At 37.7% G+C, this 16,505-nt stretch carries 15 protein-coding genes; 12 read left to right on the top strand and 3 right to left on the bottom strand.

The genetic code is table 11. From position 1 onward, the window contains the following. Positions 1-60: 60 nt before the first annotated feature. Positions 61-363, bottom strand: a complete 303-nt coding sequence (locus JET18_RS04590; RefSeq protein WP_202089430.1) for a GNAT family N-acetyltransferase — start codon at positions 361-363, stop codon at positions 61-63. Positions 364-874: 511 nt separating this feature from the next. On the opposite strand from JET18_RS04590, the gene JET18_RS04585 reads away from it, so the two are divergent. The 5 genes from JET18_RS04585 (at position 875) to JET18_RS04565 (ending at position 7,050) form a co-directional block, all read left to right on the top strand. Continuing rightward, positions 875-1,870, top strand: coding sequence for an EamA family transporter (locus JET18_RS04585; RefSeq protein WP_202089429.1), 996 nt, complete (start codon positions 875-877; stop codon positions 1,868-1,870). A 20-nt stretch (positions 1,871-1,890) separates the two neighbouring features. Then, entirely contained in the window at positions 1,891-2,919 is a 1,029-nt protein-coding gene (locus JET18_RS04580) for a methionine ABC transporter ATP-binding protein (protein ID WP_202089428.1), read from the top strand. Further along, positions 2,912-3,568, top strand: coding sequence for a methionine ABC transporter permease MetI (locus JET18_RS04575; protein WP_202089427.1), 657 nt, complete (start codon positions 2,912-2,914; stop codon positions 3,566-3,568). Before JET18_RS04580 ends, JET18_RS04575 begins: the two co-directional genes overlap by 8 nt. A 79-nt stretch (positions 3,569-3,647) precedes the next feature. Continuing rightward, complete coding sequence (metQ, locus tag JET18_RS04570) at positions 3,648-4,466, top strand: methionine ABC transporter substrate-binding lipoprotein MetQ (RefSeq protein ID WP_202089426.1); 819 nt, start codon at positions 3,648-3,650, stop codon at positions 4,464-4,466. A gap of 322 nt (positions 4,467-4,788) precedes the next feature. Further along, positions 4,789-7,050, top strand: coding sequence for a glycoside hydrolase family 3 C-terminal domain-containing protein (locus tag JET18_RS04565; protein WP_202089425.1), 2,262 nt, complete (start codon positions 4,789-4,791; stop codon positions 7,048-7,050). Between the two features lie 688 nt (positions 7,051-7,738). On the opposite strand, the gene JET18_RS04560 is transcribed toward JET18_RS04565, so the two are convergent. Together JET18_RS04560 and JET18_RS04555 are read right to left on the bottom strand one after the other, a co-directional pair. Continuing rightward, the gene (locus JET18_RS04560) at positions 7,739-8,329 is read right to left on the bottom strand and encodes an HD domain-containing protein (RefSeq protein ID WP_202089424.1); all 591 of its coding nucleotides are present in this window, start codon (positions 8,327-8,329) and stop codon (positions 7,739-7,741) included. Between the two features lie 11 nt (positions 8,330-8,340). Continuing rightward, positions 8,341-9,024 (bottom strand): XAC2610-related protein, encoded by a 684-nt coding sequence (locus tag JET18_RS04555; RefSeq protein WP_202089423.1) that lies wholly within the window; start codon positions 9,022-9,024, stop codon positions 8,341-8,343. Positions 9,025-9,320: 296 nt separating this feature from the next. Between JET18_RS04555 and JET18_RS04550 the strand changes: the two genes are divergently transcribed. The 7 genes from JET18_RS04550 to JET18_RS04520 all read left to right on the top strand — a co-directional run bounded on the left by JET18_RS04550 (position 9,321) and on the right by JET18_RS04520 (position 16,504). Further along, on the top strand, positions 9,321-9,650 hold the full coding sequence (locus tag JET18_RS04550) for a PadR family transcriptional regulator (protein ID WP_202089422.1): 330 nt from the start codon (positions 9,321-9,323) through the stop codon (positions 9,648-9,650). An 11-nt stretch (positions 9,651-9,661) separates the two neighbouring features. Then, positions 9,662-11,380 carry a PspC domain-containing protein gene (locus JET18_RS04545; RefSeq protein ID WP_202089421.1) on the top strand — a complete coding sequence of 573 codons (1,719 nt, stop codon included), beginning with the start codon at positions 9,662-9,664 and terminating at the stop codon, positions 11,378-11,380. 132 nt (positions 11,381-11,512) lie between these two features. Next, entirely contained in the window at positions 11,513-12,919 is a 1,407-nt protein-coding gene (locus tag JET18_RS04540) for an amidohydrolase family protein (RefSeq protein ID WP_202089420.1), read from the top strand. A gap of 318 nt (positions 12,920-13,237) precedes the next feature. After that, complete coding sequence (locus JET18_RS04535; RefSeq protein ID WP_202089419.1) at positions 13,238-13,846, top strand: 1-acyl-sn-glycerol-3-phosphate acyltransferase; 609 nt, start codon at positions 13,238-13,240, stop codon at positions 13,844-13,846. A gap of 54 nt (positions 13,847-13,900) precedes the next feature. Continuing rightward, entirely contained in the window at positions 13,901-14,332 is a 432-nt protein-coding gene (locus tag JET18_RS04530) for a PaaI family thioesterase (RefSeq protein ID WP_202089418.1), read from the top strand. A gap of 100 nt (positions 14,333-14,432) precedes the next feature. After that, positions 14,433-15,428 carry a hypothetical protein gene (locus JET18_RS04525; RefSeq protein ID WP_202089417.1) on the top strand — a complete coding sequence of 332 codons (996 nt, stop codon included), beginning with the start codon at positions 14,433-14,435 and terminating at the stop codon, positions 15,426-15,428. Beyond that, positions 15,428-16,504 carry an RNA polymerase sigma factor gene (locus JET18_RS04520; protein ID WP_202089416.1) on the top strand — a complete coding sequence of 359 codons (1,077 nt, stop codon included), beginning with the start codon at positions 15,428-15,430 and terminating at the stop codon, positions 16,502-16,504. Before JET18_RS04525 ends, JET18_RS04520 begins: the two co-directional genes overlap by 1 nt. Position 16,505: the final 1 nt, after the last annotated feature.

The raw sequence follows: 16,505 nt of genomic DNA, 5'->3' as shown, positions 1-16,505 counted from the left end.
AATTTTAATTTTAAATTGAGTCGCAGAATCACTCATAACTCATAACTCATAACTCATAACTCATAACTCTCCCTCCTCTTTCAGCCAAACATCATTATACTCTTCCGGATGACGCTTGAACTGTAGGTGCACATAGGGACAAAGCGGAACTATTTTCAAATCATGTTCTCTGGCATAGGAAACCAGCCTGTCGAGTAATATTTTGGCAAAACCTTTCCCTTCATATTCAGGATTAACTTCTGTATGGTAAACGGTTAATTTTTTTCCGATAATAGAAATATCCATTTTTCCGGCCTTGTTATCATCCGAGAAAAGTAATATTTCTCCTCTCACTTTTCCTAAAACTACTTCTGTTCTTTCCATTGTTTCTGGTTTTTTAAATTAATCATTCAAAATTAGTATCTTTTCGAAAAATAGGTGATGATCTATGGTAATTTCGTTTTTTTAGGCGAAACTGCCAAACAGCTAAACCATTACGATGTTAGGCTAAATCGCTATTTTACCCTTTTGCTTTTCATCCTTCCGACTCTTTCCTATATTAAATACGATTCACACGACAAACACAAACAATTGATAATCAACAAAATAAAATTAATCATACATTTTTTATTCAAAAAGTCTACTTTTTTAGTGGACTAATAAAAATATATGCCTTATATTTGCAACCGTATTCAGGAAAAGAAATTACAATGAAACAAGGACATCAACATCAGTTAATAAATAAACAGACCATCAAAACTATGATGATGTATAACTGTATGCCTATGCATCAGAAAACCCGTGGCTGACCTTACTTTTATATGACATATTCCAAAGGCCTTACCACGTTGTAGGGCCTTTTTATTTTAACAAACATCGCACAAAAACATACACAATGAGCAGTTCTAAAAACAGCTGGCTGGTGCCGGTAGCATTCATCAATATTTACGTGATCTGGGGAATAACATTTCTGGCTATATCCTTTGGATTGAAAGGATTTCCTCCCTTCATTCTTTCCGGATTCCGATTTTTAGCGGCCGGACTTCTGATGATAGGCTGGCTTCTGGCCAGGGGTGAAAAAGCAAGCTCTCTGATCAACTGGAAAAAAAATGCCATCACCGGAATACTGATCCTTACCGGAGGAACGGGCCTCGTTGCATGGGGAGAACAGTATGTTTCTGCTTCTGAAGCAGCCATAGCGATTGCTACAGGTCCTTTCTGGTTTATTGCGATTGATAAGAAAAACTGGAAATATTACTTCTCCGATAAATTCATTCCAATTGGGCTGATTATAGGTTTTGCAGGACTGATACTGTTCTTAAACGGGAGTGTCTCCAGCGCATCCCACCAGGCGGTCAACGGGAATCTTAGAATCACAGCATTCATTGTTCTGGCATTAAGTTCGGTAGCATGGGTTCTGGGATCTTTATATTCCAAGAAAAATCCGGCATCGCAATCCACCTTTATGAATATTGCTCAACAGCTGATCACAGCAGGGGTTGCCTCCTTTCTTATTGCAGCATTCCGAAAAGAATGGCATGGTTTTTCATTCTCCAATGTTCCGGCATCTGCGTGGGCCGGCGTGCTGTTCTTAGTGTTCTTCGGATCTATTGTTGCCTATTTATCTTACATATGGCTTCTTTCTGTAAAACCGGCGGCTTTGGTGAGTACGCATACCTATATTAATCCTATAGTAACCGTTTTTGCGGGGTGGATCGTCGCAGGACAAACGATTAACGGAAGTCAGCTGTACGGGCTATCCATCATATTATTAGGTGTACTGCTTACCAATGTGACCAAATATTTCAGGTTATCAAAACGCTCAAAAGTAAAAATAAGAAGACTCAGACGATTTGTCCATAAAACGGTGAGACCGTACCAGCCTATTTAAATTAAAACTATACTTTCAAAATGATAGAAATCAAAAACATTTCAAAAACATTTCATCAAAAGAAGCAGTCTTTCAAAGCACTGGATCAGATCAGTCTCAATATAGAGAAGGGAGACATCGTAGGAATCATAGGATTTTCCGGAGCCGGAAAAAGCACCCTGATCCGAACGGTAAATCTTCTGGAGAGACCTGAAGAAGGCCAGATCATTATCAACGGAAAGGATTTCACCCACTTAAATTCAAAACAATTGGCTGGTGAACGGAAAAAAATAGGAATGATCTTCCAGCATTTCAATCTTCTTTCTTCGAGAACTGTTTTTGATAATGTAGCCCTTCCTTTAGAGCTGGATCATGTGAGCAAGGAGGAGATCCGCAAAAAAGTCAACGAGCTGCTGAAGATTGTAGGATTGGAAGATAAAGCGAATGATTATCCGAAAAGCCTTTCAGGAGGACAGAAACAGAGGGTTGCCATTGCCAGGGCATTAGCCAATGATCCCTACCTTCTTCTCTGTGATGAAGCGACGAGTGCGCTGGATCCGGCTACTACCCAATCGATTCTGCAGCTTTTAAGAGATATTAATCAAAGGCTGGGCATCACCATTCTGCTGATCACCCACGAAATGGAAGTCATCAAAGCAGTCTGCAACCATGTAGCCGTTATAGACAAAGGAAAATTATTAGCAAAAGGAACATTAAGCGAGATCATTTCAGATAAAGAAAATCCTGTGATCCGCCAATTTATAAATTCAGATATCATGACCATACCTCAGGAACTTAATAAAAAACTTCAGAAAGAACCGCAAAACGGTTTGTTTCCGTTGGTAGAAATAGAACTTAATGAAAATATCAGCGTTGAAAAACTTCTTTCAACCCTTTATGACCACTATAAAATCCCTTACAGACTTCTGAAAGCAGATGTTGAATATCTGGGGAATTCAAACTTCGGAAAACTGCTGCTTCAGCTTCAGGGAGAGGCGGAAGACAATCAAAAAGCCATCTATTATTTTAACCAGAATAAAATTCAAAATACAGTAAAAGGATATGCTTAGTGATACGTTTATTTCTCTTTTGGGAAAGGGGCTTTGGGAAACGGTTTATATGACGTTTGTTTCAGGTTTTTTTGGTTTTGTTCTCGGTCTTCCGGTTGGAATTCTATTATTTTTAACAAGAAAAGGCCAGCTGTTGGAAAATACAGCCTATTACAGAATTATCTCTATTCTGGTTAATATTTTCCGTTCTATTCCTTTTATTATTCTGATTGTATGGATGATCCCTTTCACCAGAGTCATCATCGGAACTTCGATCGGGATGAATGCTGCATTGGTTCCCTTAAGCGTCGGAGCTGCTCCGTTCATTGCAAGATTGGTGGAAAACAGCCTTCTGGAAGTTCCTCATGGGCTGATTGAAACAGCAAGGGCGCTGGGAGCATCCCCGTTACAGATTATTCAGAAAGTATTGCTTCCTGAAGCGCTTCCTTCCCTGATCAATAATGCCGCAATCACGTTGATCACTCTGGTAGGTTATTCTGCAATGGGTGGCGCGCTGGGAGCAGGCGGATTGGGACAGATAGGGTATCAGTATGGCTACATCGGTTATGATGCCGTGATTATGAATGCTGTATTAATACTGCTGGTTGCTCTTGTGTTTATCATTCAGTTTGCGGGGGATAGACTGGCGAAGAAATTTGATCATAGGTAACTCCTGACGGTGGCTTCGAGTCCCTCAGCCACCTTAATATCAGCCACCTTTAAGAGTTTTTTAAAATAATAAAATTCCAATGAAAAAAATAAAAATACTAGGCCTTTTAATGGCTGGACTTCTCCTATTTAATGCATGTTCGGGAAAGAAAAATGATCCCAATCATATTGTAGTGGGAATTACTTACGGCCCTGAATTAGAAATTGCCGAGGCTGCCAAAAAAGTAGCAAAGGAAAAATACAATCTTGAAGTTGAACTGATTCCTTTCAATGATTACGTGGTTCCGAATGAAGCTTTAAGTAACGGAGATATTGAAGCCAATGCTTTCCAGCATGTGCCTTATCTGAATGAACAGGCTAAACAGAGAGGCTACAAACTTGCTGTGGTAGGAAATACGTTTGTTTATCCTATTGTAGCCTATTCAAAAAAAATCAGAAATATCAGCCAGCTTCAGAACGGAAGTACGATCGTTATTCCGAATGACCCTACCAATGGCGGACGATCACTCCTACTGCTTCAGAAAAATGGTCTTTTGAAATTAAAAGAAGGAATCGGGTTGCTGCCAAAAGTTACAGACATTATTGGAAACCCGAAGCAATTGAGAATCCTGGAAATTGAAGCTCCACAGCTCCCAAGAGTACTGGATGACAAAGAAGTTGCCATTGCGGTGATCAATAATAATTTTGCCTCACAGGCAGGTTTGAATGCAGAAAAACAGGGCGTTTTCAGTGAAGATAAAGACTCTCCCTACGTCAATGTTATCGTAGCAAGACATGACAATAAAAACTCTGATAAAGTAAAAAACTTTGTAAAAGCTTACCAATCTGCGGAAGTAGTAAAAAAAGCGGAGGAGATCTTCAAAGGCGGCGCGGTGAAGGGATGGGAGGACCCGAAATGATGAGTGATAAGTTATAAGTGATGAGTGATGAGTGTTCCGGATACAAAGTTTCAAGGTTCCGAGGTTTCGAGATACGGGGTTCGGGGTTCGGGGGGTTGCAGAGACAAAATTTCAGAGTAATGGTTTCAAAATACTAAATATGAGTTTTTTAGTTCAGACTGTATAAAATTACAATTTGCTCCACAACTTTTAAACCCGCATCCCGCAACTCGGAACCCGGACCCCGAATCCAAACAAAATTTATTGATTAAAATTTATTTTCTCAATTTGAGATAATAAAAATTTTACTTACTTTTGTTGTTAATCAATAAAAAGGCATTTTATGTTAAAGAAAACCGCCATTGTAAGTTTATTCACTTTTATTGCTGCTTCGTATATGGCTCAGAATCATACTCAACCTGTTTATTTAGATGAATCAAAACCTGTAGAGCAGCGTATTCAGGATGCTCTTTCCAGAATGACCCTGGAAGAAAAAGTGGCTATGCTTCATGCCCAGTCAAAATTCAGTTCACCGGGTGTTCCAAGACTTGGAATTCCTGAATTCTGGACTACAGACGGTCCTCACGGGGTACGTCCTGAAGTGATGTGGGATGAATGGGACCAGGCCGGATGGACGAATGACTCTATCATCGCCTACCCTGCCCTGACGGCTCTTTCTGCAACATGGAACAAAAAAATGTCCTGGAATTACGGAAAAGCTTTAGGAGAGGAAGCCCGGTACCGGAAAAAAGATATTCTTCTGGGACCCGGCGTTAATATCTACAGAACTCCACTGAACGGAAGAAATTTCGAATATATGGGTGAAGACCCTTACCTGACTTCAAAAATGGTGGTTCCTTATATCAAAGGGGTACAGTCTAATGGTGTAGCTACTTCTGTGAAGCATTTTGCTTTAAACAATCAGGAAATGTTCCGCCATACCAGCAATGTGAATGTTGATGACAGGGCTCTTTACGAAATTTATCTTCCTCCTTTCAAAGCCGCTGTGACTGAAGGGGATTCATGGACGATCATGGGTGCCTATGATATGTACAAAAACCAGTATGCCAGCCAGAATCAATATCTTTTGAATGATATTCTGAAAAAAGAATGGAATTATAAAGGGGTTGTTGTTTCCGACTGGGGCGCTGTCAATAATACAGAGCAGGCCATTCATAACGGACTGGATCTGGAATTTGGAAGCTGGACCAACGGTCTTTCTGCAGGAACGAAAAATGCCTATGACAATTATTATTTAGCCAAACCTTATCTGGACCTTATCAAAGCTGGAAAAGTCGGGACACAGGAACTTGATGACAAGGTGACAAGACTGCTTCGTCTGGCATATAAAACCACGATGAACAGGAATAAACCTTTCGGAAATATAGCTTCTGAGGAACATAAAGCTGTGGCAAAAGAAATTGGCGAGGAAGGAATTGTATTGCTTAAAAATCAGGGGAACATTCTTCCTATTGATCTGAATAAAGCAAAAAAGATTGCGGTTATCGGTGAAAATGCCATTAAAATTATGACTGTAGGAGGCGGTTCGTCTTCTTTAAAAGTAAAATATGAAACCCTTCCATTGGATGGTATCAAAGCGAGATTTGGAAAACAGGCTGATGTGCAGTATGCAAGAGGATATGTAGGTGATATCGGAGGAGAATACAACGGGGTAAAATCCGGACAGAATTTAAAGGATGAGCGTTCTGCAGATGAGTTACTGAATGAAGCTGTAACATTAGCCAAAAACTCTGACTACGTTATTTTTGTAGGCGGACTGAATAAATCGGATTTCCAGGACAGCGAAGGCAACGACAGAAAAAGCTATGGACTTCCTTATAACCAGGACCATGTGATCTCTGCATTGGCAAAAGCAAATAAAAATCTTGCTGTAGTTCTTGTTTCGGGAAATGCAGTGGCTATGCCGTGGATCAAAGAGGTTCCGTCTGTTCTTCAGTCATGGTATCTTGGTTCTGAAGCTGGAAATTCTATTGCTTCAGTTCTTGCGGGTGATGCCAATCCATCAGGAAAGCTTCCGTTTACCTTCCCTGTAAAGCTTGAAGATAATTCAGCGCATCAGTTGGGAGAATATCCGGGCCAGAAAGATGAACTGGCAGCCGGAAAAGGAAAAGACCAGAAAAACCCTATTAATATTACGTATAACGAAAGTATTTTTGTGGGCTACCGCTGGCATGATACGAAAAAAATCAAGCCACTATTCAGTTTTGGACATGGTCTGAGCTATACCACTTTTGAATTTGGAAAAGCAAAAGCCGATAAAACGGTAATTTCTGCAGGTGATACCATCACCTTCACGGTCAGTGTAAAAAATACTGGAAAAAAGACCGGTGCTGAAGTCGCACAACTGTACATCAGTGACCTGAAAGCTTCTGTACCCCGTCCTGCCAAGGAATTGAAAGGTTTTGAAAAAGTATATTTAAATCCCGGTGAGCAAAAGGAAGTGAGTTTTACGATCGATAAAACAGCGTTAAGCTATTTTGACGCAGAGAAGCATGAGTGGACTGCTGAGCCGGGAGATTTTGAAGCGCAGATCGGGAATTCTTCGGATGCGATTAAAACTAAGGTGAAGTTTACGCTGAAATAATTTTTGTAAATAATGATAATATAAAAGCAGGTTCGGTGAACCTGCTTTTTCTTTTGAAATTTATTTTAAACACAAAGCTATACAAAGTTTTTTAGTAGCTGAACTTTGATTTTTAAGATAAACAAAAGCGCAAGTGCTTAACAAGGAAATACAAAGAGTTGAAGGTTTCGGGCGGCCTGCGGCCGCCCGGAACTATTCTATTACGACACATTCTCCATTTTGAAAGCGAGCGTATACTTTTGTTTTACTCTTTTAAGTGAAATGCCTTTGTTTATCTTATTTAAAATTTCCTGCTTCAAAAACTTTGTTTACCCTTGCGATTATTAAGCACAAGAAAAAACTAAGAATTCATTTTTATTTCTTTAAAGATAAGATAAACAAAGGCATAAGTGCTTAGCAAGAAAATACAAAGAGTTTAGAGGTTTCGGGCGGCCTCCGGCCGCCCGAAACTATTCTATTACGACACATTTTCCATTTTGAAAGCGAGCGTATATTTTTGTTTTACTTTTTTAAATGAAATGCCTTTGTTTATCTTATTTAAAATTTTCTAATTCAAAAACTTTGTTTGCCCTTGCGATTATTAAACACAAGGAAAAACTAAGAATTCATTTTTATTTCTTTAAAGATAAGATAAACAAAGGCACAAGTGCTTAGCAAGGAAATACAAAGTGTTAAACCTCTATCAGTTTTATCTCACAACCTTCTCCGTATCCAGACTTCTGTTCAGCAGCATTTCAAACGCCTCTCCCATCTCATCTGAAGCTCTTGTAATGGCATTTTCCAGCATATTTCTGATCTGCTTTTCAGTAACACCGGCTTCCGTCCAGCTTTTTCCTGAGGTGTGGGAGTTCAGAATAAACGGCATAATTCTGTCAATAGAGCAGGCAAAAATAGCATCGGGAGTTTTCTCTTCCTCAAATTCAAGCCACAGCTCAAAAAACTCAGTACGCAAAGGTTCATCCAGGATTCCGAAGATCTTCTGGGCTGAAATTTTCTCTCTTTCAAACTTTCCCACCATGGCTTTTTCATCAAAGAGGAAGGTATCTCCGGCTTCTATTTCTACCAGATCGTGAATGGAAAGCATTCTTATCACTCTTAAAAGATCGATATCCGCACGGTTTTTAGCATAGGGAAACAGGATCTGGGCTAGAATAATGATCTGCCATGAATGTTCTGCTGTGTTTTCCCTTCTGGAATCATCGGCATTGTAATTTCTTCTCTGTACGTTTTTCAGGGCATCTACTGCCAGGATAAAATCGATCTCCTTCTGTATCTTCATTTCCTTTTATTTTATTTTTTGGATGATTTTTTAACGATCCATTTGTTGTTAATCTTTTCTTTTACGGTCACTTTTGTTTTTTCATCATTGAAATCACTGATTTTCTCGTAGACCATATCTATTCCTTTATTGGGAATCACCTGATATTCGTAGGTATAATGGAGGGAAGCTCCTGATCTTGCGTAGGTGATCAAACGTTTCCGCTTGGCATCCACATCAAACATTCCCTGATAGGAACTTGCAATATCAGTAAGTTCGGCACTGGGAACAAACTGTTTTCTTGTGGAATTAAAAACATAGACATCAAAGGAAGCACTGCCATAGTTTCCACCGCTGCCATTTCTTATCGCGACATCTTCCGTTCCGTCAAAATTAAAATCTCCAAAAACCACAGGCTGATCATGAATCATTTCGTGGGTTAAGATTACTGTACCGGTATTTGACGGTTTTAATCCTTCTTTAAAATACATGACAAAATCTTCGGAAGCAAGCGTTTGGAGTTTCTCGCCGCTTTTACCGGACAATACAATCTCTGCTTTATTCCGGCAGGCGTCCGTCTGGCATTCTTCAACCGTAATGTCTGCATTGTATTTTTTGGATGCATCATTGATCTTAAAGCGGTATTGCCCGAAACACAGCGGTCCCAGCAGCAGTAAGGCAGATAAAGTCCTGTAAAATATAGAAATATTGGTCATTATTCAGAATATTAATTTGATATTTCAGAAAAGTTCACAACAAAAATACGAAATCAGACTCCGAAATTGAAGTTTTTCAGCCTTATTTTAAGTTAAATTAATTGTCGATCAATTTTGCATTAAAAATTATTTAACTGAAAATCAACACATTAATCATTTTTAATAAAAAAATTCACTACTTTGTATTGCATAATACCATTTTAATTACATATCTTTGTAATGTAAAATAAGAATAGGTTCAACTAGCTAGGAACATTATTCTGAACCCTATAACTAATTAACAAAACTTATTAAAGATGAATACTGAAAATACCAAAGCGCAAATGCGTAAAGGAATTCTGGAATTCTGTATTTTAAGTCTCATCAATCATCGTGAAATGTATGTTTCCGACTTAATAGATGAACTTAAAAAAGGAAAACTGGATGTAGTGGAAGGAACCCTCTATCCTCTCCTTACAAGACTGAAAAATGGCGAGTTCCTTTCCTACAGATGGGAAGAATCTACAGGAGGACCACCAAGAAAATACTACCAGATCACAGAAAAAGGAAAACTTTTCTTGGGCGAACTTCAAAATACATGGGCTGAGCTAACAGATTCAGTAAACCAAATCACTCAAAAAATTTAAAAAACAAAGCTATGAACAAGACACTCTCAATAGGACTCGCAGGTTTTTCTTTTACCATAGAAGAACACGCATATATAAAGCTCAGCGATTACCTGAATGCACTGAGAAGCTCATTGGACGCTTCAGAGGAGGAGGAGGTAATGCATGATATAGAAATCAGAATGGTAGAGATCTTCAGAGATTCTTTAGGAAAACGTGAAGTGATCAACGATACAGACGTAGAAAAAGTAATTGCACAGATCGGGACTCCGGAAAAAATCGAAGAACAGGAAGAGGCTTACTATTCTGAAAAGAACACCAAAAAAACGCATCAGGCAGGTGCTGAATATACAGACAAAAAACAACTGTTCCGTGATCCTGAAAGACAAAAGGTTGCCGGAGTATGTGCAGGTCTTGCCCACTATGTAGGAATGGATATTACTGCTATGAGAGCCATCTGGCTGGGAATATTCGTACTGGGTATCTTCACGGCAGCGATTTCTTCTTCACTGATCGGCCTTCTTTATGTGATTCTTTGGATCGTACTTCCAAAAGCAGAAACAGCTGCAGATTACCTGAAAATGAAGGGAAAGCCTATGAACTTCGACAATCTTAAGAATGAGTCTAATAAATTGGTACAGTTTGCCAATGAATCTACTCAGAGGGTCGGAGAAATGTACAACGAAACCAAGCCTTATATCAACAATGCAGGCAGCGGAGTATGGAATATTTTGAAATACTTTGTAGGAGGAATCTTCGTACTAATGGCTATAGGAAGCATCATCGGTATATTTGTGATCTTCGGATTATTCGGGTTGGATGCAGATTTTCCGGGTGCCAATGAAATGAGATTCTATATGGATGATAACGGTCTGGATAAAGTTTTGGTGGCCATCATGATCATCGGATGTTTAATCCCTACTATCCTATTCAGCTTATTGAGCATCAAGATATTTTCACCAAAAACCAAACTTAGAAATATCGGATGGGTTATCGGAGGACTTTTCCTTCTGTTAATCGGACTTGGAACTTATTTCGGAGTAAGCATGGCGAAAAAAGAAATGTTCTTAAAAGGTCATAAAGAAGATACGGAAGAAGTGGCAATCAATACACAATCAGACAGTATCTACGTAGATGTGAAGCAGGTAACGATTCCTCAGAACTTCAAAGCTTATGACGACGATCTTTATTCTGATAAAGTCTCTGTATTCGAAAAAGACTGGATTCATGTAGACGTAACAAGAAAGGCAGATATCAAAACTCCTTATTTAATTATTAAAAAAGAAGCTAAAGGATACAACCTTCCATTGAATGTAAGCGTTCCTGTAGAAATTGTAAACAACAAAATAATTCTTCCGAACTACGTAAAATATCCTTACGAGCACAGATTCAGAGATTACAGCATCAATTATGAATTGGTAGTTCCAATAAAAACAGTGGTACTTCCTTCAAAACATGACAGAATTGATTTTGACGGAGACCTGAACGGTGACGGGATCAACGATGACGACCAGGATAAAGACGAGAACGGAAAAATCAGAATCGAAAAGAACAAGATTTCTGTAAACGGTTCTACGATTGAATATAACTCTGATGATAAAGACAGCCTTATCATCAACGGGAAAAAAGTTCCAAAAGACCAGGCTGATGTAGTTATTGATTCTATGAAGTCCAGCATCAAAAAGATGAACAAAAATGTAGACATCAAAATCAAGGACGGTAAAGACGAAATTTCCATACAAACTAAATAATTAACTTCAGAGAGTGCAGAAGGTGTGAATGTAGGGCAACCGTTTGAAATTCACACTCTTCTTCTCTCAGAATGAAATAGGGAAAGCGCTACTATTTATTCCATACTTTCTAATCTTTTAAATAAACAGATCATGCATACATCTTTAAAATACTTATTTATAGTACTGTTATTGTCTGTTGGTATCATTTTAAAAGCACAGGAAAAAATTGAGGAAACTACCATTGTCGTAAAAAATGTGAATATTATCACAATGACTTTAGAAAATAAAATCATTAAAAATGCAAATATTCTCATTAAAGGCAAAAAAATAACTGCCATAAACGGAGTAATTCCCGGTTCTGCCAAAATTATTAATGGCAAAGGAAAATGGCTTATTCCCGGCTTAATTGACATGCATATCCATGGGTTTGCGGATATTAACTACGGATCAGCTTATCCTACACAGGGAGCCACATTCCTTGTTGATCATCAAGATGCTATGCTTCCTTATATAGCCAATGGAGTTACTACAATATTTGACCTCAATGCAAGAACAGAAAACTTTGCCCAAAGAAACGAAATCATAAAAGGAAAAGTAATTGGCCCCCGGATAGCTCTGGCCGCATTAATCAACGGTGGAAATGGCTCCGGCAGGATTGCAAATACACCATCCGATGGGCGGCAAACAGTTCGGTTAGCCAAAGCAGAAGGATATGAATTTATTAAAGTATATTCGGATCTTAATATCGAAACCTTCAAAGCAATAACAGAAGAAGCAGGAAAGCAAAATATGAAGGTTTTAGGTCATATTCCTGATGCTTTTAAAGGTAAAACAGAAGAAGCTTTTATTCCTAATTTTAATATGATTGTACATGCCGAAGAATTCGCCAAACAATCTGAAAATTATAGTGATCAGGATATTCAGAAGTTTGTACGGCTTTCAAAAGAAAATGGTACATGGTTCTCACCAACTTTAATTGTAATTGAAAGGATAGCTGACCAGGCCCGCTCCTTAGAAAATATTAAAAAGCTCCAGGGGTTCCGCTATATTCATCCGCTCATGCAGAATAAATGGTTAACATCAAACCAATATCACAATCGTACAAGCCCTGAATTTATAGCTTATCTTGAAAGAATGATACAATTTAACAACCGGCTGGTAAAAGCGTTTAAGGAAGCAGGGATTCCTATTGTTGCCGGTACAGATGCAGGATGCTCCGGTGTTGTTTGGGGATATTCTCTTCATGATGAAATCGAGCTTTTGGTGAAAGCGGGATTAACCCCTCTGGAAGCATTGAATTCTGCTACCAGGATATCCGCAAGCTGGCTGGGCATTGGCGATAAAATAGGCACAGTAGAAGTCGGAAAATATGCAGACCTTATTTTACTGGACGATAATCCTCTCGATAACATACAGAATACAAGAAAAATTTCCGGGGTTTTCTTTGATGGTAAATGGATTGATAAAAGAAAAACCGATAAGATGCTTTCCGATCTGGCCAAACGTAACCTTAAAAATATTAATAAGTACGACTGGAAAAAAAGAAAAGAACTTTAAAAAATAAAGAGTCATCGCTAATAATGAGAATAAGAAATCTGGACAATCGTTTGAAAGTCATACTCTTCTTCTCTTAGGTGGAATAAAAAAAGAGATTATTTTATTCTTCATGTTAAAAATTTATTATACCTTCGTATAGTTAAAAATTAATTAACCAAATCATTTAAAAACCCTTTAACCATGGTACAAGTTGCACTAGAAATTGTAATGAAGATCGCAGATTTAATCAGCGGTTTGTTTTAAGAGCGATAATATTTCAATATATTTGTAAAGTATAACCAGATTGGTTATACTTTTTTGTTTTTAATCTAAAGATATATGAGAAAACTGATAGGTAAATTAATGTTAAAAATGCTGGGCTGGAAAGTAGTCCTGCAAGGTGATGCCAGTAGCCTTAACCGCTGTATCCTTGTGGTAGCACCCCATACCCATAACATGGAATACCTATTGGGAAATCTTGCGTACTGGTCTTTAGAAAAGCCATTGAAAATCATCATTAAAGATGCCCATACCAAAGCATGGTACGGTAGCGTGGTAAAAGGATTGGGAGGCATCGGGATCGACAGAAGCCAGAAGAATGATCTGGTGAATTTCGTTGCCAAACAGTTTGAAAAAGAAGATTTCAGTCTTGTTATCACACCGGAAGGGACCAGAAGCTGGGTTCCGAAATGGAGAAAAGGATTTTACCACATGGCACTGGCTGCCAAAGTTCCTATTGTTCTTGCTGCCGGAGATTTCAAAAGAAACATTGTATATCTGGGTTATACCATTCCGTATGAAAGAATTGCTTCCGTTCCTTTTTCTGAGATCATGAACGAGATTCAGGATTATTATGTGAAAAACGACATCGTCCCTAAAATTCCTGCCAACTGGAACCCTAATATTATGGGATCCGGAAATGAGGAGGAAACAGAAGCTAGAAGCTAGGAAAAATTACTTTTTCTCATACAATTATTAATCATCACTTATCAATTATAAAAAATGAAAGGGCAAACCAAAGAAGAACTCCTTACCTTCTTAAACAGCTGGGGCGAGGGTGTAACATTAGCAAAGACGCTTGAAATACAGTTCATCGATGTAGATGTAGAAAATGAAACATTAACAGCCACTATGCCTGTACAGCCAAAGGTTCATCAGCCTTTCGGAATCCTGCACGGAGGAGCAAGCTGTGTACTGGCAGAAACTTTAGGGTCAAGCCTGTCTAATCTGTTCATCGACGGGAGTAAATATTACGGGGTAGGAACGAATATCAATTCCAATCACCTTAAAAGTAAAAAAGACGGCATCATAACGGCTACGGCACGTTTCATCAGAAAAGGAAAAACCATGCATGTTTCTGAAATTGAGATCAGGGATGAAAAAGGAGCCCTCATCAATCATACCACGATGACGAATAATATCATCAACAGATAAGTTTTAAACACCATACAATACAAAGCTCAATTTTTTTGAGCTTTTTTTGTATCATAACTGCAACCTTTTTCTTTTCTTGCATCTTATAAGAAAAAAGATTATGAAAAACTTATTTTTACTATTGTTACTTACTTTTCTGATTTCTTGCCAGGATACTGATCCTGATCCCGTGCAAAAAAATGTGGCATCATTTGATGTTTATGTCGCAGGCAGAGAAAATAATAAAGCTTGTTATTGGAAAAATAATGTTAAAGTAGATCTGGTAAATGGCAATAATATAGATCCAAAAAAGATAATTGTTGAAAATAACAATGTGTACGTTTTTGCAGACGGAAGTTTCTGGAAGAATAATACAAAATATGATTTTTCCACATATTTAGGAGCACCTCCTAACAGTACAATACGGATTAGAAATTTTTATGTGATAAATAATGACATCTATATAGTAGGAAATATAAGAGGAACCACTATATATCCCATTGAGCATTGTTACTGGAAAAATGGAGTAAAAAATGTGTTATTCACAGAGACAAACTCTAATACCGGTGGATACCTTACTGATATCACGGTCCATAACAGTGATGTTTATGTTCCTGTCATAAAATATCCGGCTCCTAATAATTCGGAAATTGGTTACTATAAAAATAATAATTATACATCCATTATACAAAATAATTCATTGGCACATGGTATAGAATCTAATACAAACGGTATATTTATGGTTATCCATGATACCAATGCCCATACTTCTTACTATAAAAACCTGCTTACTAATACCAATCATTATCCATCTTCCGGAGGCCGGGTAAATATAGTGCTAGACAATAATGATATCTATTCTTTTTTTGGACAGGCTTATTATAAGAATGGAAATACGATTCCAATAAATAATCCTAACGGATATAATGATATAACAGATTTAAAGGTACTGGCAGGTAATACATATATGATTTGTCAAATGCTTTCTCAGGTAGGTTCGCTTAATATTGCCCAGAAGATTTTCATAAATGGAATAGAAACACAACATATAGTACACACCGCTAATAATGTTCCTTCGGGAAATGCTTTTACCTCTATTTTTGTGGTACAAAACTGATGCAGTTCAACTGGCAAAAAATATATCGTGAAAATTCCCCAAAACTCTTGGGGATTTGCCGTAGATATGTACAGGATATTGGCACGGCTGAAGATATTGTGCAGGATAGCTTCATTACTGCCATACAGAAAAATCATCAGCTTAAAGATGAAAAGACTCTATTTGCATGGCTTAAAAAAATTGTAGTCAATAATGCTTTACAATATCTCCGGAAATCCAGTAAAGAAATTTTCCTTACCAGCGAACTATCAGAAATCTCAGATACCTCTACCGAAATGCTTGCATCCTCTGTAATTGACGAAACAAATCACATTTTAGCTTACAATTTTACAAGAGAAGAACTCTTAAAATCTATAGACAGCCTGCCACCTCATCACAAATCGGTTTTCAACCTATATTATATTGAAAACTATTCACATGCGGAGATTTCAAGCGTATTGAAAATTCCTGTCAACACCTCAAAGTCACATTTAATGAGAGCAAAAAAATTTGTTCAGAATTATTTGACGACTCATTTTATCACCAGTGAAACTCAAAAAAACAAAACTTCGCAGCTTTTAATTTTCCTGGGATTTGGAGGGCTGTTGTGGGCACAGACTTTTAAAAGTAAGTTTTCAGATTTTGCAATTTCACCATCCAAAAATTTTGAAATTCCTTCAGATATTCCGCTTCATACGATCTCATTTTCATCAAACAACTTTTGGAAACAAAAAATTGTTATCGGATCTACTCTCTTCATTATTATCATTGGATCTGTTTTATTATTTAATCCAAAAAGGTCTTTAATGAGAGCACTCCATTCCAAGATCTCAGCTCCTGAATCAAAAGAAAAATATTCCTCAGCCAATGAAACTAAAACAGATCCGGAAGAAGCTTTAAAACATAGCACAATCTCTCAGAAATCAAATTCAGAAACCAGGAAAGATATAAAAACAAATAATTCCTCAACTTTCAAAACAAAAAACTTAGTATCTTCAAAAACTATAATAAAAAAGGATTCTGCTGAGTCCGCTTCTCATAAAGTGATTGTAGTGAAAAAAATTATTCAGAGAGACACTATTTATATTGAGAGATAAA

The sequence above is a fragment of the Chryseobacterium endalhagicum genome (assembly GCF_016745235.1).
GTDB lineage: Bacteria > Bacteroidota > Bacteroidia > Flavobacteriales > Weeksellaceae > Chryseobacterium > Chryseobacterium endalhagicum.
The sequence above is the reverse complement of the archived record's forward strand: the minus strand, read 5'-3'. Positions and strand labels throughout refer to the sequence as shown.

Excerpts from the sequence above, each read along its gene's own strand:
- JET18_RS04590 (WP_202089430.1), bottom strand. The coding sequence starts at position 363 with ATGGAAAGAACAGAAGTAGTTTTAGGAAAAGTGAGAGGAGAAATATTA.
- JET18_RS04585 (WP_202089429.1), top strand. The coding sequence starts at position 875 with ATGAGCAGTTCTAAAAACAGCTGGCTGGTGCCGGTAGCATTCATCAAT.
- JET18_RS04580 (WP_202089428.1), top strand. The coding sequence starts at position 1,891 with ATGATAGAAATCAAAAACATTTCAAAAACATTTCATCAAAAGAAGCAG.
- JET18_RS04575 (WP_202089427.1), top strand. The coding sequence starts at position 2,912 with ATGCTTAGTGATACGTTTATTTCTCTTTTGGGAAAGGGGCTTTGGGAA.
- metQ (WP_202089426.1), top strand. The coding sequence starts at position 3,648 with ATGAAAAAAATAAAAATACTAGGCCTTTTAATGGCTGGACTTCTCCTA.
- JET18_RS04565 (WP_202089425.1), top strand. The coding sequence starts at position 4,789 with ATGTTAAAGAAAACCGCCATTGTAAGTTTATTCACTTTTATTGCTGCT.
- JET18_RS04560 (WP_202089424.1), bottom strand. The coding sequence starts at position 8,329 with ATGAAGATACAGAAGGAGATCGATTTTATCCTGGCAGTAGATGCCCTG.
- JET18_RS04555 (WP_202089423.1), bottom strand. The coding sequence starts at position 9,024 with ATGACCAATATTTCTATATTTTACAGGACTTTATCTGCCTTACTGCTG.
- JET18_RS04550 (WP_202089422.1), top strand. The coding sequence starts at position 9,321 with ATGAATACTGAAAATACCAAAGCGCAAATGCGTAAAGGAATTCTGGAA.
- JET18_RS04545 (WP_202089421.1), top strand. The coding sequence starts at position 9,662 with ATGAACAAGACACTCTCAATAGGACTCGCAGGTTTTTCTTTTACCATA.
- JET18_RS04540 (WP_202089420.1), top strand. The coding sequence starts at position 11,513 with ATGCATACATCTTTAAAATACTTATTTATAGTACTGTTATTGTCTGTT.
- JET18_RS04535 (WP_202089419.1), top strand. The coding sequence starts at position 13,238 with ATGAGAAAACTGATAGGTAAATTAATGTTAAAAATGCTGGGCTGGAAA.
- JET18_RS04530 (WP_202089418.1), top strand. The coding sequence starts at position 13,901 with ATGAAAGGGCAAACCAAAGAAGAACTCCTTACCTTCTTAAACAGCTGG.
- JET18_RS04525 (WP_202089417.1), top strand. The coding sequence starts at position 14,433 with ATGAAAAACTTATTTTTACTATTGTTACTTACTTTTCTGATTTCTTGC.
- JET18_RS04520 (WP_202089416.1), top strand. The coding sequence starts at position 15,428 with ATGCAGTTCAACTGGCAAAAAATATATCGTGAAAATTCCCCAAAACTC.